The 20,867-nt window shown below is 28.4% G+C and carries 20 protein-coding genes; 2 read left to right on the top strand and 18 right to left on the bottom strand.

The genetic code is table 4. The features are described 5' to 3' along the window. Positions 1–14: 14 nt before the first annotated feature. The 3 genes from SCLAR_RS02435 to SCLAR_RS02425 form a co-directional block, all read right to left on the bottom strand. Positions 15–1,820: an ABC transporter ATP-binding protein gene (locus tag SCLAR_RS02435; protein WP_244900151.1), complete on the bottom strand. Its 1,806-nt coding sequence runs from the start codon at positions 1,818–1,820 to the stop codon at positions 15–17. A gap of 409 nt (positions 1,821–2,229) precedes the next feature. Further along, positions 2,230–2,580: a hypothetical protein gene (locus tag SCLAR_RS02430; RefSeq protein WP_100254362.1), complete on the bottom strand. Its 351-nt coding sequence runs from the start codon at positions 2,578–2,580 to the stop codon at positions 2,230–2,232. 13 nt (positions 2,581–2,593) lie between these two features. Further along, the gene (locus tag SCLAR_RS02425) at positions 2,594–2,821 is read right to left on the bottom strand and encodes a hypothetical protein (RefSeq protein ID WP_100254361.1); all 228 of its coding nucleotides are present in this window, start codon (positions 2,819–2,821) and stop codon (positions 2,594–2,596) included. 197 nt (positions 2,822–3,018) lie between these two features. On the opposite strand from SCLAR_RS02425, the gene SCLAR_RS02420 reads away from it, so the two are divergent. Beyond that, positions 3,019–3,882 carry an ROK family protein gene (locus SCLAR_RS02420; protein WP_100254360.1) on the top strand — a complete coding sequence of 288 codons (864 nt, stop codon included), beginning with the start codon at positions 3,019–3,021 and terminating at the stop codon, positions 3,880–3,882. A 24-nt stretch (positions 3,883–3,906) separates the two neighbouring features. Here SCLAR_RS02420 and SCLAR_RS02415 read toward each other — a convergent pair whose 3' ends face one another. The 7 genes from SCLAR_RS02415 to SCLAR_RS02385 form a co-directional block, all read right to left on the bottom strand. After that, positions 3,907–4,809 carry a ribokinase gene (locus SCLAR_RS02415; RefSeq protein WP_100254359.1) on the bottom strand — a complete coding sequence of 301 codons (903 nt, stop codon included), beginning with the start codon at positions 4,807–4,809 and terminating at the stop codon, positions 3,907–3,909. 6 nt (positions 4,810–4,815) lie between these two features. Then, on the bottom strand, positions 4,816–5,784 hold the full coding sequence (locus SCLAR_RS02410) for a substrate-binding domain-containing protein (protein WP_100254358.1): 969 nt from the start codon (positions 5,782–5,784) through the stop codon (positions 4,816–4,818). A 12-nt stretch (positions 5,785–5,796) separates the two neighbouring features. Beyond that, the gene (locus SCLAR_RS02405; RefSeq protein WP_100254357.1) at positions 5,797–7,551 is read right to left on the bottom strand and encodes an ABC transporter permease; all 1,755 of its coding nucleotides are present in this window, start codon (positions 7,549–7,551) and stop codon (positions 5,797–5,799) included. Between the two features lie 14 nt (positions 7,552–7,565). Further along, positions 7,566–9,071, bottom strand: coding sequence for a sugar ABC transporter ATP-binding protein (locus tag SCLAR_RS02400; RefSeq protein ID WP_100254356.1), 1,506 nt, complete (start codon positions 9,069–9,071; stop codon positions 7,566–7,568). Then, positions 9,071–9,463, bottom strand: a complete 393-nt coding sequence (rbsD, locus tag SCLAR_RS02395; RefSeq protein ID WP_100254355.1) for a D-ribose pyranase — start codon at positions 9,461–9,463, stop codon at positions 9,071–9,073. The genes SCLAR_RS02400 and rbsD overlap by 1 nt, the downstream gene beginning before the upstream one ends. Before the next feature lie 116 nt (positions 9,464–9,579). Beyond that, a complete protein-coding gene (rpiB, locus tag SCLAR_RS02390; RefSeq protein ID WP_100254354.1) occupies positions 9,580–10,011 on the bottom strand; it encodes a ribose 5-phosphate isomerase B in 432 nt (143 codons plus the stop codon). A gap of 14 nt (positions 10,012–10,025) precedes the next feature. Next, positions 10,026–10,682: a ribulose-phosphate 3-epimerase gene (locus SCLAR_RS02385; RefSeq protein ID WP_100254353.1), complete on the bottom strand. Its 657-nt coding sequence runs from the start codon at positions 10,680–10,682 to the stop codon at positions 10,026–10,028. 266 nt (positions 10,683–10,948) lie between these two features. Between SCLAR_RS02385 and SCLAR_RS02380 the strand changes: the two genes are divergently transcribed. Beyond that, positions 10,949–11,635: a MurR/RpiR family transcriptional regulator gene (locus tag SCLAR_RS02380; RefSeq protein WP_100254352.1), complete on the top strand. Its 687-nt coding sequence runs from the start codon at positions 10,949–10,951 to the stop codon at positions 11,633–11,635. Positions 11,636–11,662: 27 nt separating this feature from the next. On the opposite strand, the gene SCLAR_RS02375 is transcribed toward SCLAR_RS02380, so the two are convergent. The 8 genes from SCLAR_RS02375 to SCLAR_RS02340 form a co-directional block, all read right to left on the bottom strand. Next, positions 11,663–13,027 carry a glycoside hydrolase family 1 protein gene (locus SCLAR_RS02375; RefSeq protein WP_100254351.1) on the bottom strand — a complete coding sequence of 455 codons (1,365 nt, stop codon included), beginning with the start codon at positions 13,025–13,027 and terminating at the stop codon, positions 11,663–11,665. Next, positions 13,027–13,896 (bottom strand): alpha/beta hydrolase, encoded by an 870-nt coding sequence (locus SCLAR_RS02370; protein ID WP_100254350.1) that lies wholly within the window; start codon positions 13,894–13,896, stop codon positions 13,027–13,029. Before SCLAR_RS02370 ends, SCLAR_RS02375 begins: the two co-directional genes overlap by 1 nt. A gap of 59 nt (positions 13,897–13,955) precedes the next feature. Further along, on the bottom strand, positions 13,956–15,539 hold the full coding sequence (locus SCLAR_RS02365; RefSeq protein WP_100254349.1) for a hypothetical protein: 1,584 nt from the start codon (positions 15,537–15,539) through the stop codon (positions 13,956–13,958). A 102-nt stretch (positions 15,540–15,641) separates the two neighbouring features. Then, positions 15,642–17,462: an ABC transporter ATP-binding protein gene (locus tag SCLAR_RS02360; protein WP_100254348.1), complete on the bottom strand. Its 1,821-nt coding sequence runs from the start codon at positions 17,460–17,462 to the stop codon at positions 15,642–15,644. Further along, positions 17,455–18,543, bottom strand: a complete 1,089-nt coding sequence (locus SCLAR_RS02355) for an ABC transporter ATP-binding protein (RefSeq protein ID WP_100254347.1) — start codon at positions 18,541–18,543, stop codon at positions 17,455–17,457. The genes SCLAR_RS02360 and SCLAR_RS02355 overlap by 8 nt, the downstream gene beginning before the upstream one ends. A gap of 5 nt (positions 18,544–18,548) precedes the next feature. Continuing rightward, the gene (locus tag SCLAR_RS02350; protein WP_157795129.1) at positions 18,549–18,914 is read right to left on the bottom strand and encodes an ABC transporter permease subunit; all 366 of its coding nucleotides are present in this window, start codon (positions 18,912–18,914) and stop codon (positions 18,549–18,551) included. Positions 18,915–19,065: 151 nt separating this feature from the next. Further along, positions 19,066–19,779: a hypothetical protein gene (locus SCLAR_RS02345; RefSeq protein ID WP_100254345.1), complete on the bottom strand. Its 714-nt coding sequence runs from the start codon at positions 19,777–19,779 to the stop codon at positions 19,066–19,068. A gap of 218 nt (positions 19,780–19,997) precedes the next feature. Then, the gene (locus SCLAR_RS02340) at positions 19,998–20,864 is read right to left on the bottom strand and encodes a hypothetical protein (RefSeq protein ID WP_100254344.1); all 867 of its coding nucleotides are present in this window, start codon (positions 20,862–20,864) and stop codon (positions 19,998–20,000) included. Between the last annotated feature and the right edge of the window lie 3 nt (positions 20,865–20,867).

Below are 20,867 nucleotides of genomic sequence, written 5' to 3'. Positions count from 1 at the left end.
AATCTCAGCTCCTTCTATCCCATTAATCCTGCATCATACAGTTTTTTAAAGTGTCCTGGTTGATCTTTTAGTTCATTAAAAGTCCCAGTTTGAATAATTCCTTGGGCATTTGGGCCCAAAACAATGATTTGATCACAATTTTTGATGGTACTTAATCGGTGTGCAATCACAATTGTGGTTCTCCCAATCACTAATTGATCTAATTGGGCTTGTACTTCCTTCTCAACAATGTTGTCTAGAGCACTTGTAGCTTCATCTAAGATCAATAATTGGGGATTTTTTAAAAACATTCGGGCAATTACAAGTCTTTGTTTTTGCCCCCCACTTAACATAAAACCTCTTTCTCCCAAAATTGTGTCATATTTATCTGCTAATGTTAAAACAAAATTGTGAATTTGGGCTTTTTCTGCTGCTGCAATTACCTCTTCATCAGTTGCTTCAAAATTACCATAACGAATATTATCAATCACTGTGCCATATAAAATTTGGGGCTCTTGTTCAACATAACCCACATATTGTAAGTAATTTGGTAAATCAATTTCTTTTAAATCAATGTCATTAACTCTAACACTACCTTGACTTGGATCATAAAACCTCAACAATAACTTAGCAATTGTTGATTTACCGCTACCAGTTTCACCAACAAAAGCATAGCTTTTCCCATTTTCAAAAACTAAGTTAGTTTTTGGTAACACTTGTTTAGTTGGTGATTCAGGGTAAATAAACTCAAGATCTGCAAAGGTAATTGTTTTAATCCCTGTAATTTTGGTTGGTTTTTCTAAAAATTTAATAATTGATTTTTGAGTATAGATGAATGTCAAACGAGTATTACAGTTTAAACAAGCAGATAAAGCTCTTAAAATAATTGGTAGTAAAAAAACCGCTCCAGCCATGATTGACATTGTTGAAATAAAGGCAATTGCTCGTGATGAAATAAATTGGGGAGTTTGATCTTTGTACAAAACAATTACTAAAATTGTAGTAATTCCTGGTAAAATTCAACTCAAAAAGTTTGAAAATAGTTGCATAGTAATTCTAATTCTAATTGTGCAACTAATTTTTTTCTGATATTGTTTGTTTGCATCTTTAACATTTTCAATTTCTTGTAATTCAGTTCCTGATGATTTGATTAAACGAATATTCATCAATTTATCAGTATTATTAGTATCCATTTGTTGTTTAAAATCAATTGAAGTGATTAAAGCCTTTTGATAAGCTAAAAAAACAATTCAAGAAATGATTAATAATCCAAAAAAGATTCCTAAACAAATACCTGCAATTAAAGGATCAATTGAAAAAGTTACAATGTTTACTGTGGTAAACATAATCAAAATGTAAATAAAGTTGATTGAAAATTCATTTAAACTGTCTGCAACTCCTTGTGAATCCCCAACAATTTTGGTCATAATATTACCAATTTGGTTTTTTGAATAAAAACTTAAGTCAACATCCACAAGGTTATCTAAACATTTAACTCTTAAAAAAATCTCAATTTTTCTTGTTCATACCCCACTTAAGAAGTTAAGAATGAACTCAATTATAGCATAGGCCCCGACCATTGATACACCAACAATTACTCAACTATATCAGTACATTTTAAGTCCTAATAAGCTGTTTCCCCCTGTGTTGTTAATACTTTTAACAATGTTAGCAATCACAAAAGACATCCCAGAAAATAACAAGGCATCTAAGATTGCAACAATTAAGAAGACTGAAAATAGTCCCGGATATGCTCTAATTGCATCTTTTAACATTAAAAAAAGGTTTTTAAACTTATCTTTTGAAAAAAACCTTATTCTATCATTTAAATCTTGTTGCATTTTTTTCACTTATCCTCTCTTTTATCGACTTTATTTGTTTTTTTAAAAAAAGGCTAACCAAAAAAATATGAGTTTGCTTCCCCATTTTTTATCAATAAAATCTAATTACTAAGATTACTCTTTTTATTGAAAAAACCCTCAAAAATCTTTTTTAAACAACCTTGTTTTTTAAATAAAACATTTGTCCTTATTAGTATACATCCAAATTACCTTAACAAATATTTTTTTTATTAAATTTTTACTAAATTTTATGAATAAAAACAAAAATATGCATAAATTATCAAAATAAGCAGAACCCTTGTGAAAATTCCTAACACTTTCCCTTGAATGAAATAATTAATTTAAATTTTTATAAAAAAATAGTTTCTTAACTTCAGAAACTATTTTAAACCTTAATATTTAAAATTCACTAAAATATAGGTGTTAACAAAAATGCAAATAAACAGATTATTCCCAGTGATAATACCAAAAATATTAAAATACTGCAGATAAACCTAACCCGAGATTTTTTAATCCTTTCAGTATAACATTCTTTATGGAAATATACAGTGTTTGAGAGATAAACCACAGCTGGTGATTTACCTGGTTTTGTTCAAGTAAGTAGTGGTTCAGTTCGACTAATTTCAGTTTGACAACCATCACAAATTACTCGAGGTAAAGCAACTGTAGCATCAATGCTACAATTTTCACACAAATTATTTGGTTCTGCATCTTCAAGCAACTGTCAGTGACAGTTTGTACAAATTTTATATGGGGTCATTTTTAATCATCTCCTATCGAATGAACTTTACCAAAATTCAAACTGCAACAAGCGTTGTCACAAGAACCAAAGCAACAATATGTAAAATAATTTTAGTCAGCAACTCTCTTTTATAAGCTTTCTTATGACATTCTAAGTGGTAAGTTTGTGGGTTTTGACCACTTCTGTCTTGTCTGGGTATAATTAGATAAACTTTTTCATCATCTTGAAACACTTCCAAACATCAATTACAAGTTCTCATCAAGTTTTTCCTTTCTAGTGTAGCGCACTTTTTTGCAATTTACATATGTATTATACATCAATAAAGTGTTTTGCTAAAATTTGTCCTGACCTCTTATTAACCATTGACAAATTCCTTTTACAAAAAGTAGTGATGGGTATTTAAAACTGTTGGAATACAACAGCAAATAACTTATAAAATCAAAATGGAGGTGGATTATGAAAGTTGGTATTGATATTGGTGGTACATTAACCCGAATTGGGTTAATTCATCAAAATAAAATTGTGGCAATACATGTTTTTGATACAGATGCAAATGATTTTAACAAAACTTTTGCAACTTTAAAACAAAAGATTATTGAATGATCTGAAAAAAATAAAATTAGTTTAATAGCCATTGGTTTACCTTGTCCAGTGACAAAAAATATGGAGGTAATCCCAAAAACAAACAATTTACAAGGTTGAGAGGGAGTTAATTTAGTGGCAGCTTTTAAAGCAGTCTTTGCAATCAAAGTTGTTGTTAATAATGATGCAAACTTTGCAGCATTAGGTCAAGCCATAGTTAAAAATAAGCAAGACCTAGTTTTTCTAACTATTTCAACTGGAATTGGTTGTGGCATTATTATCAATCAAAAAATTTATCAAGGTTTTACAGGAACTGCTGGTGAAGTTGCAAATTCAATGATGACAACAATTGGAGAAGAATTTGATAGCAATCGTAATGGAATCGAGTTTTTAGCAAGTGGAGCCAATATTGTTAAAAATTTAAATATGCTAGGTTTGCATGTCTCAACTGCAAAAGAAGCCTTTGAAAAATTAACTGAGGCAAAACCAATTGCAGTTAAATTCTTTGCAGATTTAGCAAACCATTTTGTTGCATTTTTCTCTACACTAATTTATATCTTAAACCCACAAGTTATAGTTATTGGAGGTAGTGTAGCAATGAACAATCAACAATATTTTCAAAAAATTTTTACTAGAGTTATTAATGTTACCAAAGACATTAACTATCAAACAGGTTTTGAATTTGCTCAAGAGATGACTGAAAACACCTTGATTGGTGCAGTAAACTTTGAAGATTAAAAAATTCCCAAATTGGGAATTTTTTTATACTATTTCTTTTAAATATGGTAAGGATTCTTGGGCACCTTTTCTTGAAATGGTGACAGCACTTGCTTTTGTTGCAAACTGCATTGCACCTAAAATATCCTTACTTTCTAAATATTTTTTCAAGAAAGCTGCAATATATGTATCTCCTGCAGCTGTTGTGTCAACAACTTCAACTTGAAGTGATGGACAAAATAATTCATTTGTTTCATCCATATAAATTGAACCAACTTCACCCAAGGTCACTATTCATTTGTTTTTTAGTTCTAAAGCCTTTTGTTTTAATAAAACCTTTAGTTCATCTAAATTTTTAGGATTTGGTGAATTTGTTAGAATTGCAAGTTCATGCTCATTTGGTATTACTAAATTAATTTTTTTTAAAATTTCATCTTCTAAATGATATGCAGGTGCTGGATTTAAGACAATAAATTTCTTTTTAGAATGTAAGTAGTTGATTAATTTTTTAATAAATTCAACATTTATCTCAAGTTGAATTAAGAAATAATCATAATTATCAACAAGTTTTTTGACTATCTCAAAATCTTCATCATTAAAATTCAAATTTACCCCTTGATTTACTATAATTCTGTTCTTACCATTTTTTTCTAAAATAATGACTGCAATCCCTGTATCTTTTGTTTGACTTTTTAAGATAACTGGCATATTGACACCATCGTTTTGAATTGATTCAATTGCCTCATATCCATTATTGTCTTCACCAATTTTTCCAATAAAGTCAACTTGGGCTTCAAGTCTAGCTAAGGCCACTGCTTGGTTGGCGCCTTTGCCTCCAAGTGAGTAACTTGATGCAGAACTTGTAATTGTTTCACCTTCAAGTGGAGCTTTGTCAACATTGATTGTAAAATCTTTGTTGATGCTTCCTATAACCAAAATTTTATCCATAAATTATTAACTTGCACTAGGAAAACCAGAAATTAATTTACCATCAACTGGTGTTATACTAGCATAAGTTGTTGCTGCCTCCCCTTCTGCTTCTATTAATTCTATCATTTTATCTATTGCCAATTTAATCATTTTTTCAGGATCTTGTTCAATTGTTGAAAAAACATTTTCTTTAGCTTCTTCTGTTCATTTAGCAATTGATGCTTTTGTATCATCATTTCCATCAAAACCAATAATGTATCCAGTTTTAAATCAATCTTTATTAGTGGCTGTGTTTAGAGCTTGATATGCTCCCATTGCCATTTCATCGTTTTCAGCAAAAATTACATTTGCTTGATTTACTGTTGTAATATCAGTTGCAACTTTATCTGCTGCTGTATTTCTTTCTCAGTTTGCAAAGTTATTTTCAGATGTTCCAAGCAAATTAATTTCAGATAAATTATCTGTAACAAAACCTTTGTATCTTTTGTTTGATGCATCAGCACCTGAAACTCCTCTAAGAACATAAACATCAAGTTTATCTCCTGCTGCAGGACTGATTTTTGCTTTAATATTATCAAATAGTTTTTTTGCTTCTAGGGTATTATCTGTCACAAATGAAGCTGCTCCTTTTTTACCATCAAACTCTCTGTCAACAGTTACTAATGGAATTTTTGCACTAATAATTGGATCAGCATTAGTAGCTGCTTCAGCATTATTTGGGTTTACTATCATTCCTAGGTGTCCTTTAGTAATTCCATTTTCAATATTTGTTTTTTCTGTGGCAGTATTATCATTTGAATCATAAAATACTGGTGAATATTCTTTATCTTTTAAATAATCTGTTGCCACATCTTTCATTTTTGAAAAATATGGATTTGCTGTTGTGGATAAAACAATTCCAATTGTTTTTCCTCCAGAACCACAAGCAACAACGCTTGCTGCAGTACTAGTTAAAATTGATGCTCCCATCAAAGACATAATTAATTTTTTCATATTTTTTTCTCCTTATCATGTAAGAATCTTACATTGAACATTTTTAAATTTTTTATTTAAGTATCTAATCAAACCATAGTTTGATTGAGAAATAATTGCTATTAAAATTACTAAACCTTTTACGATTGATTGAACATTTGTGTCTAAACCAACAATTACTAAGGCATTTTTTAGCACACTCATAACAAATCAACCTATTAAAGTTTGTAAAACTCCACCTTTACCTCCACTAAGAGCAGTACCACCAAGCACAACACAGGCAATTGCATCAAGTTCTCAAGCATTTCCTGTTGTTGGAGTAGCTACTCGGTTTTGAGAAATATACAATAAACTACCCAAAGCAAAACACAATGAAGCTGTAACATAGACTGAGGCTAAAATAAATTTAGCTTTAATTCCTGATAATTCACTTGCCTTGTAGTTAGCACCAACTGCATAAACTGCTCTACCGTAAACTGTAAATTTTAAAAGTACAAAAGTTACAAGTACTAAGGCAAAGACTAAAATAATTGGTAATGGAATTGAGAGAATTTCTAAAGAGGCAATTTTTGCAAGGGCATCATTTTGAACTGGTACCACTTTATTGTTTAATAAAACATAAGTGGCACCCCTCCATACCAACATCATAACAAGTGTCACAATAAAAGGTTGGAGCTTTAACAAACTGACCAACACTCCTGAAATTAAACCTCCAAGAGCACAAAAGGCAACTAAAGCTATGATGACTAGACTAAGTTCATAGCCGTCAACAATCATTTTTGCGACCAAGGCACTTGCAAAGGCCAAGGTTGATCCAATTGAGAGGTCAATTCCACCTGTTAAAATGATAATTGTGACCCCAATTGCTAGACAAGCTAGGTCTGCATTTTGCAAGAAGATTAGTTTTCAGTTTCTAGTTGAAAAAAACACTGGTTGTAGAATTCCCACAACAATAGCTATCAACATAATGATGATAATTAATTTAGCTTGGTCCAAACCAAAACCAACTTGATGAATAATTCTTTTTTTATTACTAAATGAAGTTACAAAACCTTGTGAAAGTTTTCTATTTTCTTTTACAAAAGCTTTAGGTTTATAATTTTTATTAATACTTTCAACTAATTGATTTTGAGAAATTTCATTTTGAATTAGTTGCTTTTCATAAGACACAGGTCCAATTTGTTGTTCTTGACGATTTTGATTTAACTCTACTATTTTTCGACTATACTTTGATTTATTAAGTTTGTCTAAAAATTTGTTATATTCATTTTCATCAAGAACTCCAATTTCATTTTGTTTTTTATTAAGACTTAGTTTTAACTTTTCAAATTTCAGCAAATTTTTTTGCTGAGTTTTTTCTGAAAGAGAGTTAATTTTTTTGATCTTTTCTTTTTCACTAACTCTTTTTTTGTTAATCAAATTATCTCACTTGGTAATTTTTCGAGTTTTTTTAATTTCAAGTTTTTTAATAGCTTCTTGAAATTTCTTTGCTTTCACTGGTAACTCATTGTTGATTAAATAATCATATTGTTTTTTGTCAATCACTAAATCTTCAAGTTGAAAATCATATTCTTCTTTAATCTTAGAAATTTTTAAGTTTAAGCTTAAGATTTTTTTCTCGATAGCTTCAATTTCCTTTTCTCGCATTGAGGAAAGGAAAAATACTTTATTAAATAAGTTTTCATTTTTCTTTTCAAAATATTCATTAATATAATTCTTTTCATTTAAAAACTTATTATCTAAAATACTTATTAATCTTTCATATGAATTAAAATTATTAAGTTTCAAAATCTTTACCCTTCCTATATTGCATACTGCATAATGTTTTCTGCATTTATTTCTGTTGCTAAAGTTTTTGTAATTTTACCCTCTTTAACAACAATTACCCGATTTGACATACCAACAATTTCAGGCAAGTCACTTGAAATTAAGATAATTGGTACACCTGATTTTTGAACATTGACAATTAAATCATAAATTTCTCGTCTGGCTCCGACATCAACCCCTCTAGTGGGTTCATCAAAAATTATTAGTTTTGGTTGTGCTGCTAATGCCTTTGCTATTAAAACTTTTTGCTGGTTTCCCCCAGACATTGTTTTTACTTTAGCACCAGCATTACTGGCTTTAATTTTTAGTTCATTAAAGTATTTGTTAACAGTTTCTTTTTCTAAGTTTTGACTTAGTATTCCGTAATGTGAAACAGACTTTAATGATGAGAGTAAAATGTTATTTTTAATTGAATCATCTAAAAATAACCCCTCAACTTTTCGATCTTCAGTAACATAATAGATTCCAGTTTTAATTGCTTGACTTGGACTTTTTAAGTTAATCTCATTTCCATGAAAAGTCACAACTCCAGCTTGTTTTTTTATTAAACCAATTATGGTTTTAAAAATTTCAGTTCTTTTTGATCCAACTAAACCTGAAAACCCTAAGATTTCACCTTTCATAACTTCAAAAGACACATTTGAAAATAAATCTGTTGTTAAATTTTTAACTTCAAGGATTTTTTCATTTGATTTTGAGTTAATTTTATCTGGGAATTTTTGTGTTACTTCTCGACCAACCATGTGGTTAATAATTTCATCCTCATTAATTTCACCAACAACAAACTCACCAATGTACTGACCATCTCTGATGATTGTAATAAAATCACAAATTAAAGGTATTTCGTCAAGACGATGAGAAATATAAAGGATTGCCTTATTTTGCTCTTTTAATTTTTTAATGATCTTAAATAAAACATCAGTTTCTTTTTTAGAAAGTGAACTTGTTGGTTCATCCATGATGATGATTTTTGATTCTTTTAAAATTGCTTTAGCAATTCCAATCATTTGTTGTTGAGCAATTGTTAATTGTGACATTAAAGTTCCAGGATCAATATGCATCCCAATTTCAGTTAATGCTTCAAAAAATAATCTTTTTTCTTTTTTGTAGTCAATTAATCCAATTTTGTTTCTAATTTCATGACCTATGAAAACATTGTCCAAGACTGTCATGTCTTGAAATGCTAAAATTTCTTGATGGATAATTGTAATCCCAAACTTTTCAGCATCTTTAATATTTTGAAATTCCATTTCAAAATTATGTTCATCAAGTATTTGTCCAGAACTGCGTTTGTGTACACCGCTTAGAATATTCATCAAAGTTGATTTTCCTGCACCATTTTCACCAAGAATTGCCATAACCTGACCTGGAAAGACTCGTAAATTAACATTATTTAATGCTTGAACATTACCAAAATTCTTTTTAATATTTTTTAAAGTGATAAATGGTTTTTGTTTAATGCTTTCATTAAAGATTTGCATTAGAAATCAACCCCCATTTCCAAAATGATGTTAGAATATGGTGAACATTCTCCAGTTCTAATGACTGCAACACAAGCACTGGTTTTTTCTTTTAATTCTTGATGAGATAAGTATTTTATTTTATCACTCACAATCAAGGAACCAATTGTTTGACTAGTTTTTTTGTTTTTAATTTCAATTTCAGAAGCTACATATGCTTTTTGTAAGACAAAATTGTCTAAAATCACTTTTAAAGTATCTACAAAATTTGGTAAATTTTTAGTAACTGCTAGATCAATTCGTTTGACAGCTTTTGGGATTGGTAATCCTGCATCTGCAATACATAATGTATCAAAATGACCCATCTTGGCAATTGCATATAAAATTTCTGAATTTAATAAATCATTTGACATTTTTTCCTCCTTTACAACTATATTTTATAAAACTAACTTGCTTGAAAATTTTTAAATTATAAACAAAGAAAAAAGACCTTAACCTAGGTCTTTTTAGAAGTCATTTTGTTGTAATACTACACCTCAAGCATGTCAATTCTTTTTTTATGTCGACCACCTTCAAATTTTGCAGCTAACCACTCATCAATAATCATCAAAGCTAAATTAGATCCCACAACCCTTGAACCTAAGCCTAAAATATTTGTGTTGTTGTGTTCTTTTGAAAGTTTGGCAGTATATGGTTCACTACAAACCACAGCTCTAATATTGGGAACTTTATTGGCTGCTAAAGTGATACCAACTCCAGTACCACAAATTAATATGCCTAAATCTGCTACTTGATTGGCTACTAATTTCGCTACTTTTTTACCATAAATTGGGTAATCTGTTCTTTCAAGACTGTTGGTTCCACAATCAATTACTTCAAGATTTGGTTTAGTTTTAAGATGATTTAAGATTGCTGCTTTTAATTCAATGCCAACATGGTCATTTCCAATTGCTATTTTCATTTGTTACCTCCCAACTATTTAACTACTTTAATTTTGTCAAATTGAGTTTGAAAATCTTGATTTAACAAGAAATGTCCTACCACCAAAATATCAGCCCCAGCTAAAATCATTTCTTTATATGTGTCTTCACGAACTCCCCCATCAACTTCAACAAGTAGATTTGGGTTAAGTTTTTTAAGTTCACAAGCTGCTTTAATGCGATTAATAACATCTTTATTCATGTTTTGACCAGGAAAACCAGTTTTAATTGACATCAAAGCCACTATATCTAACTCAGTTACAAAAGGTTTTATTACATCAATATCTGTGTCTAAATCCAACATTAGTGCTGCTTGCATTCCATTATTTTTAATTTCTGCAAGTAGTTGCTTTAATTTAACACCGTCTTGTACTGCTTTGTAATGAAAGTTAAAAATATCTTTTCCTGATTTTGCAAATTCAGTCACATAATTTTGTGGTTCTTCAATCATTAAATGAGCATCAATGATGACATTGTCATATTTTTGTTTAATATCAAAAATGTGTCTTTGACATAAAGCAAAGTTTTTGACAAATTTCCCGTCCATAATGTCAATATGAAAATAATTAATTTTTGCTGCTAATGCAGCCTCAATAGTTTTTGTTAAATTTGTCAAATCAAAGATATGTAAAGAAATATTCAGTTTTGTCATTTTTTTCACCTCTTTATTATCATATTTTGAAATAATCAAGAATGTAAATTATTGTTTAAGTAGTTGCTTTACAACATTTTTTATAATAAAAAATGCAATCTTTTAAAATGATATAATTAAAAAGTAAAGGATTAATTTTAAAGATCGCAAAATTAACTTATTATGAAGAACAAACTCTAAAAAAGATTGATGAAGATTTAGATTTTTTTATAAACAATTCTTTAAAAAAAATATCTCAAGTATACAGCATTTCTGATGCCAGTATTGTGAGACTATTTAAAAAATTAGGGTATAAAACTTTAAAACAAATGCAGATGAATTATTATAATAAACGAAATATTATTGAAATGACTAGCATCAAAAAACAGTCTATTAATGAAAAAATGGTTGATGACATTATTTCTGAAGTTTCAAGTTACTCACTGTACTCAGTTTTAAAAACTAATGAATGTTTAAATAAAAAAATGATTGAAAATCTGGCACTTTTTTTGCTTAGTGCCAATAAAGTTTTAACTTTTGGAATGGGTAACTCAGGAATTGCTGCTCAGTTTTTAACTTCGTCCTTAAATAAAATTGGGATCAATTGTTTTAATCCTGTTTCTATTCATGACTTGATGATTCAAAAAGAATATTTAAAGAACAATGATGTTTTGATTATTTTTTCAACAAGTTTAGAAACTAAAGAAATTAAATTCATTTTACAAAAACTTGATAGTTTTAAATTTAAAACTTGCCTTGTTACTGAGGAAAAAAACAAAAATAAATACCCTGTTGATTTTACTGTCTGTTATTCAAAACATGATTTAGAAGTAACTTCATTTCCTGCAATCAGCACTCTAACAAGTCAAATTTATTCAGTAAACATTTTATTTAATGTTATTATGTATAAATTATCAGACACTAAAATTAAAAAAGGAAATCACGATAATTTTGAATGAAACAAAAGTATTTAAAACCCAACTTAAGCTGGGTTTTTAAAACTAAGATCTGTTTTCAATTAATTTTTTATATCAATAAGCAGATTTTTTAAATCTCCTTTCTTGATTTTTAAGATTAACTTCAATTAAACCATACCTATTTTTGTATGCATTTCTAAAACTTCAACAATCAATTGCAGCTCAAACATGGAAGCCAAAGCAATTTGAACCCATATCAATTACTCTTTTGATTTGTTCTAAATGTTTTTCTAAAAAATCAATGCGATAATCATCATTAATCATCCCATTTTTATCTCTATATAAATCCTCATTTTGTACACCCATACCACATTCACCAATATATCATGGAATATTTTGAAACTCGTTTTTTAATGCCAATCCTATATCATACAATGCTTGAGGATAAATTTCTCAACCCCGGTGAACATTCATAATAGCATCAGCAGGAATTTTTTGAGTCACATTATCCATTTCAAATCTTGGGTTATTGCATTCTACATAAGCAGCACGCTTTGGAAAATAGTAGTTTATTCCTAAGAAATCAACTTTTACTTTTTTTATTATTTCTATTTCGGATTTTGTATATTTTGGTAGCATTTGGTATTTTTTCAGTGAATCCACTAAAAAGTCATCAATAACACCTTGTGCTAAAATTTTTAATGGTCCTTTATTGATATATGCATCAAAAATTTTGGCACTGTATTTATCATTTTCAGATTCTGAAAATGGATAAGTATAGTTTCAGTCAAAAACAATTCCTATTTTTGAATCTTTATGATAATTCTTTTCTCTAAATATTTCAACAACTTTTGCATGAGCTAATATCATTCCATAAGCTTGTTGAATTGCTAATCTTGGATCATTTACATATGGTTCAAAACCATCACCAAGAAAACCTCCAACAATTGGGTTTAAAGGTTCATTAAAAGTTGTGAAATATTTTACTTTGGCACCATATTCACTAAAAATAAAGTCAGCATATTTTATAAAAGACTCAATTACAACTTCAGAACTTCAACCTCCAAGTTCTGAAGCCCAAGCAGGCATATCAAAATGGAACAAGCACATGTGAGGAATTATGTTATTTTTAATACACTCATCTAGATAGTTATGATAATATTTCACAGCCTCATTATCAAGGTTTTTGCCATCTGGGTAAAGTCTGGCTCAAGAAAAACTGGTTCTTAAACTTGTTAACTTGATTTCAGATAACATTTTTAAATCAGTTTTGTAGTTTCTCATAAAATCAGATGTTATATTTGGTCCAATTCCTTCAAAAAATTCAGCTTTCTTTTTCTTGTATTGCATTTCAAAAATAGTGTCACCTTTTTTGGTAAGCCCAGCACCTTCAGTTTGAATTGCACTAATAGCAGCACCAATTTGAAAATCTTTACTAAACTTCAACATTATTTAACCTCTCTTTCATTCAACCAATAAATTGCTTCAGTAATTCAAGTTGATAAAACTTTATTGTTATTTCTTGAAGAACCATCACCAAAACCATGTCCACCAGTATTATAAATATGTAATTGATATTTTATGTTTAAGTTTTGAAGTTTCTTTACATAATCAATTGTTTCTTCAATTAAAGTAGTGTCATCATCTCTTGCTTGAAAAATGAATACTGGTGGGTGTTTTGCAGTAATATTTTGGATTGGTGAGAATTTTTGTTGTTGTTCAAAACTAGGATCTGCCACTCCAAAGAGGGCTAAGTTTCTTTTTGTATATCACTTGATTGCATCATCAATGTTAGCATTGGGATTTGAAGAATTTATTAATGAATTATTTGCATCAATATTCAAAGAATTATATTTCAGCCTTGGGTAACCAACAATAATTTTATTAATTTTTGGTCATTTTTTTACATCAAAACCTATCACTGCTTGATTTTCAAAATGATTATTAAAATTCAAAACTAAATTACCTCCAGCTGAAAAGCCTAATAAATTAATTTGATTAATATCAAAATTATAGCTGTGTGCATTCTTTAGTATTCAGTCATAAACTTGGCCTAGTTCTTTTAATTGCTCACCTTCTTTAAAGTTTTTTTCAGTATCATAAACACTATAATGTAAAACTACAATATGAAAATCTTTGTCTAAAAAACTAAATCCAATATTTTCAGCCTCATTTTCAGAGCAAAAAACAAAACCTCCACCAGGACAAATTATTAATACTGGCAATTGAGTAGTTTTTGAGTTTGGAGTTTCTAAGATAAAGGCTTCAAAATAAACATTTTCATTTTCTTGCTTCAAACCAATTTTTAAATTTATCATACTAGTACCTCTTTTTAAAAATAACAAAATTTCTCACTGAGAAAATTTTGTTATGAATTTTATTTAAATTCTTTTTTTCTTGCTTCATAATCTTTTAAGAGATTTGCTGCAAAATTTTCAACATCCGCATTATCACCTTTTTTAATTTCTGGTAAAAATGCTGTATCATATGCTGCAAGTATTATACCAAACAATGGAGTTGCAGATTGTCAAATTCCTCCACCATCTTCAAGATCAGCTGAATATTCTATTTCAGTTTGATCAATTAACTGCACAAATAAATCTTTAAATTCTTTTGTTGAAGTTTCTTTCATATATTTTGAAGCAGCTTTTTGTTGTTTTTCTAAACCTGGTATTAAGCCAAACTTATCAGTAATTTGTCCTGAGTAGTCTGCTGAACTTATTTCTTTTAAAAATTTCAAAGCAGCAGTTGGTTTATCAACTAAATTACCATCATTGTCTTCATAAGTTTGAGTAGTGTTGATTGTTGATTTCACAGTTCAAGATCAAGCACCCATGTTAACTCTTCCATTTACATATTCTTGGGTTGCTGCACCAACATCTGAGATATTAAATTTTAATTGATTAATTGGAGTCACTTTGATATCTTCAACACTAGCTCCACCTTGTTTTAATTGGTTTGCATATGTTTCTAAATAATCTTGAGTAGCAATTGCAAATTTTGTTGTTCCATTTTGCAATTGTGTAGCCATTGATGAATTTGATTGTTCATAACTTGAACCAAATCCATAAATTAACTCATCTCCTACTGTTTTTGAAAAATCTAACAATTGTTTTGCCATATTTAAGAAGTCAGTTTTCATTGGTTCTTCTTCTAATAAACTTGAATATGATTCAATTTTATTTAAATCTGTTTGCTCATTTTTTAGTCATGAAACTGTTGGGAATTCATCACTTGTTTTACTACTGATTTCATCAAAATATTTCTCAACAATTCCATTAAAAGCAAACAACATTAATCAACCTCAATTTGATCTAAATGCTATAGTTCCTTTTTTGTCAGCATTAATTTCTTTAAAACCAGTTAATGATGCATCATAAGTGTTTCCATTATAAGTTATTTCACCATCAGCAATGTCAACGACACTGCTATCTCCAATTCCAAATTGAGAGTTTACAAAGTATGGAACTCCTAATAATGGTTTTTGCCCATTTACTTCTCAACCTTGTGATAAAGCTCAAAGTGAATGTGAGTTTGCAACATCTAATTTTCCATTTTCATCAAGTTTAATTCCATAGTCAATTAAATCGCTCTCACCATTAAATGTTTTTGCAGCTTCACTTGAAAAATTGTATAACATATTTTTGCTATGTCACTCAGGAAGCATAAACACTTCAGCTGGGAATAAATCTGGTATTGATTTACTTCTTACTCCTGAAACTTGTAAGTTTGAAATAGTGTCATACCAACTTGTTTCTTTAAGTTTTACTCTTCATTTTAAACCATCAGCTTCAAATTGATTGTTTACTTTTGTAGCTGCTTGTTCATAAATACTATAAACAGGTGTTCATGTATCAACTGTAATTTCTCAGACTTGATCTTTTGCACCACATGCTGCAACACTTGAAGTTGTTGCACCAATTAATAGTGCAGCTTGTAATGATACTAATAATTTTTTCATTTTATTTCTCCTTTACCCAATTTAAGTTTATTTTAAAATTAAGAAAATAAGCTTGATTTGATTATAAAAAATTATAATAAGGTGATTATTTTGTAAAATATTTTACAAACTTGAATCATATAATTTTTTAAATGGACCAGTTAACTTGATTAGTTCATCTCAGTTTCCCTCTTGAACTATGCCTTTTCCTGGTGCCATGACATAAATTTTGTCAACATTTTTGATTGTGCTTAATCTATGAGCAATAATCACTGTGGTTTTATTTTCCATCATTTTTTCAAGTTGAAGTTGAATTTCTTTTTCAACAATATTGTCAAGAGCACTAGTGGCCTCATCGAGAATAAGAATTTCCGGGTTTTTTAACAAGAGTCTTGCTAGTACCAATCTTTGTTTTTGACCACCTGAAATTAATGTGCCTCTTTCTCCTAAAAGAGTTTCATACCCATTTTCTCAGCTTTTTACTACTTCATGAACTTTTGACTGTATGCAAGCCGTCTTAACTTGATCATCACTTGCCTCAAAACTCCCATATTTGACATTATCATAAACATTTCCATAAATGATTTGAGGTTCTTGTTCAACATAGCCAACTCGACTTAAATAACTTTTTAAGTTAAAGGACTCAATTTTCTCACCATTAATTAAAATTTCACCTTCACTTTTATCATAAAATCTTAAAATTAGTTTTGCTATTGTTGATTTACCACTCCCAGTTTCACCAACAAAAGCATATTTTTTTCCTTTTTCTAATTTTAAATTAATGTTATTTAAAATTATTTCTTCTTTTTTTGGATACCTAAAGTAAACATTTTTAAACTCAATTGTTTCAACCTCTTGATCTAGTTGTTTTCCAGAAGTAAAATTGTCATCAAGTAAAATTTCACTTGTAACTATCTCCATAACTTTTTCAGTTGAAGCTCCTGCTCGAGCAATACCTGGGATTATTCCTGAAATTTGTCAAAGTGGTCTAGTTAATTGAGTTAAACATGAAACAATTGGAATTAATTTAACTAGGAAAATATTAATATCATTTTGTATATAACCATATCAAAAGACACCAACTGAAATGACAATGATGTTTACTATGGCATCACAAACTATTAATGTTTGTAAAAGTAATCCCCCTGTTTTTGCTAAGGGTTTAAAACTTTTTAAGTATGGTTTATGAATTTGTTTAATTCTTTCATACTCATATTCACGAGTTGCTGATGACTTAATCAACCTAATTGCTCCAATTCTATCTATCACATCTCCATTTATATCTGAAATGGTTGTTCTGACAATGGTAGTTCTTTTTTTATAGTTTGAAGTAATTGCAATTAGTATAAAACTTAACAAATATATTGTAACAACTGAAGTTATTCCTAAAGGTACATCAATCATAAATAAAACAACTGAAGAAAAAATCATAACAATTGGAGCTTGAATAATTGCTGAAAAAAGGCCATTAATTTCATTACCAATAACATTTGTGTCTCCAACAACTTTTGTCATAATGTCACCAATTTTTTTATCATAGTAAAAAGAAATATCTTGTTTTAAAAGTTTATCTAAGATAATCTGTCTTAATTGAATTTCAATTTTAATTGCAATAATGGTTCCTAAATATTCTTTAGAATATGCTCCTAGTGCCATACCTAACAAGACTATTCCTGACATAATTAAGAAAAACCATCACTGCATTTTGTGGTTGTTTCCAACACCAGTGTCTGAAAAGTCAAAAGCAATTTGTTCAATTGTTAAATTAATTATGTAAGAATTGATACTAATTAAAAGTGAGTTAAAAATAATCAAGGATACAAAAACACAAAATTGAACTCTATTTTCTCTTGTTAGTTCAAAAATTAACTTAAAAAAGTTAATTTTTTTCTTTTTGAAAGTATTTAATAATTCATTTTTGTTAGCATTTAACTTTTTAATCACAAACCAAATTTTCAGTTATTGAGTTGAAAATTAAATATTTACTATAGTTAACAAAAATTTTATCATCAATATTCTTATCAAAATCTTTTCTTGTTGTTATAACAATTTTTTTACCATTTCTAGATTCACATGTAACTTGTTTGTTCATACCTAAAAGTTCAACATTAATGATTTTAAATTCACCATGTGCTTCATTTTCATTTTTAACAATTTGAATATCTTCAGATCTAACTCCCACTGTAAATTTTGTTGTTTTTTCTTTTTTCAAAATTTCTAATTGATCTTCAGTAACTTTTAAATTAAATTTATCAAAGTCATCAAACTTTAATTGGTCTTCAAGAAGGACTGTTTCAAACAAGTTAATTGTTGGAGTACCTATAAATTTTGAAACAAATAAATTGTTTGGTCTGTTGTAAAATTCTTCAGGTCTCCCAATTTGTTGAATAACTTGATTGTTCATCAAAACAATTTTGGTAGCCATAGTCATGGCCTCAAGTTGGTCGTGAGTTACATAAACTGTTGTAGTTCCCAACATTCTGTGAATTGAAACTAACTCTGTTCGTATGCTTTCTCTTAATTTTGCATCCAAGTTACTTAAAGGTTCATCCATTAAAAATAATTTTGGTTTTCTGACAATTGCTCTTCCTAAGGCAACACGTTGTTGTTGCCCTCCTGAAAGTTCTTTTGGTTTTTTAAATAAATGTTTTTCAATATTTAATAACTTTGCAGCACCTCTAACACGATGATTGACTACATCTTTTCTTTCTTTTTTCATTTTCAAACCAAAAGCCATGTTTTTATAAACATTGTAATGTGGGTACAAAGCATAACTTTGAAAAACCATAGCAATGTCTCGGTCTTTTGGTTCTATATCATTAACTTTTTGATTATCAAAGTATAAATCACCTTTTGTAATTGAATTTAAACCAGCAATAATTCTTAACAAAGTTGTTTTACCACAACCACTAGGTCCAAGTAAAACACAAAAATCATTATCATCAATTTGTAAATTAATATTTTCTAATGTATAAAAAGAATTACCTTGATATTTTTTTGAAATATTTCTTAAATCTACTTTCATTTTATTTATCCTTTCACTCCAGCAGCTGAGAGACCTGTTGTAATATTTTTTTGTAACAACATAAACATCATAGTAATTGGAATTGCAATTACTAGGGCACCTGCTGCAAAAGCACCTTCTTGTCTAACGCTTGTTGCATTAATTAATGATTGCAATCCACTTGCCATAGTCAATTCACTTGAATCTCTAGCAAGGATTGCTGGGAGAATTACATCGCCAAATGGTCCTAAGAATGATCACAGGGCAATTACAGATAGCATAGGTTTTGCTAATGGTAAAATTATTTTTGTAAAAATTGCTCAATTACCGCAGCCATCAATTTTTGCTGCATCATCAATTTCTGTTGAAAGATTATCCATGTAGCCCTTCAATAAGAAAGTGTTCCTGGAATACTTCCAAAAACATAAATTGAAATTAACAATACTTGTGGTGGAATACTAGAATTACTTTCTAAAATACCAGCAATTACAATGTAAATAATAAAACTTGCAATTGTGGGAATTGTTTGAATTAACATAATTGTTAATAATCCAGCTTTTTTCCTTTAAATCTAAATCTACTAAATACATATCCAGATAATGCACTTAAACAAATTATTAATGTCATACTTATAAATCCAATGTAAATTGAATTTACTAACCATTGTTTGAATAAAGTTTCATTTCAAAGGTAACTAAAATTTGCAAATGAGAAATTGAAAAAAGCATTTTTACCAGAATATTCAGCAGATGAATAATAGTTAAATGACTGAATGATAACTAATGTGATGGGGAAAATAATAATAACCGATCACATTAAAATTATGGCATAGCTGAAGCCCAAACCAATTTTTGCATTCAAGGACAATTTGGGTTTATCTGAAAGATATAGTTTGCCAAATGTTTCAGTAATAAATCTCACAATACTTTTTTGAGAACTAATATTTTCAATTTTTAGTACTTCATTTATTTTATCAAGAATATCACTTCTTTTTAAGTAGTAGTCATTTAAATCAACATCATGATTATCAAAGAATGTGTTAGATTTTTTTGATAAATTATAATAGTATAGCTCATTCTTAAGAATAAAATATTTCAAAACATCTTGTAAGAAGTCATTTTTTAAATCCATTTGCTGACAGATTCAATTTAACATTCATTGAAATTTATAGTAGTTGGTTTTGAATAAATATTCTTTTTCAAAAATTGCTTCAACTTCTGCAAAACTATACTGATCATCATTAATAATACCTATCAATTGTTCACAAGCATTTTAGTTAATTTCATTTGCATGTTTAATCATTAAAATTTCAAAAAGTTTTTTTGATTCAACAAAATTTATACTATTAAATTTTTTATGAATATTGTAACTATAAGCAAGAGTAGATAATTTGATTAGGACTAAAGCTTTTTTTCTTTTTTTGACTATCAATTTTTAATGATTTAAAATATGATTCAGCAATTGCTGTTAAATAATTATTTTGATCAAACTTCAAAAAAAACTTTTTTCGCATTTTTTAACATATCATTATTAAATTTATATGTCTTATTATTGATTTTTATTTTGCCATCCATTTTTGCAATACTATTTAAATTATTTTCAGCTGATTTAACAGGTTTTGTTAAATTTTTAAGCTCATCATAAATTTTATCTGTTATACTTTCATCTAAGTGAAGCTTAAACTTATAATCTTTTTTTGTAAATTTTTTAAATCATTTATCTTTATCTTTTTCGTTTAGAATTTGTTGTAAGAAAATAGATTGAGATTTTACTAGTTCAGAAAGTTGTAAGACAGAATCTTTGTTTGTAAAAATCTTTTCAAGCTGGACATAGATTTTTTGTTCAACTTCATTTTTAAGGTTAAAAATGAAGTTCTCATTGAGATTTGAATGCAGTATTACATTTATGTTTTTAAAATCTAACTGGTTCATTCTTTCCTCATAAAATAATATAAAGTAGACAAATCAATCTAAAACGAATTCTTGATTTAAATTTTTATTATAGCTCTTAAATTCCTTATAAATAAAATATCAAAAGTAAATATTTTCATAGTTTATTAGATCATTAAAATCATATTTATGCTCAAGAATATTTTTAAACTGTTCAAAATCATCTTTGTCTCATAAATTTTCAAAGACATCATCATAATATTGTTTTATTGGGGTCTGACCATTTTTATCAAAAGTTGAATAAATGAATCTATAAAAATTAGCACTTATTTTTTCTTCATCACTAGTATCAAAGTTATTATTAATCATTGTAAAACTAACTAGCATTTTAAAGTTGGGTTCATTAATCTTTATAACTTTTTTAAATTTTTGAAAATCAAATTTTTGAGTCATAAA

The organism is Spiroplasma clarkii, assembly GCF_002795265.1.
GTDB lineage: Bacteria > Bacillota_I > Bacilli_A > Mycoplasmatales > Mycoplasmataceae > Spiroplasma_A > Spiroplasma_A clarkii.
The sequence above is the reverse complement of the archived record's forward strand: the minus strand, read 5'-3'. Positions and strand labels throughout refer to the sequence as shown.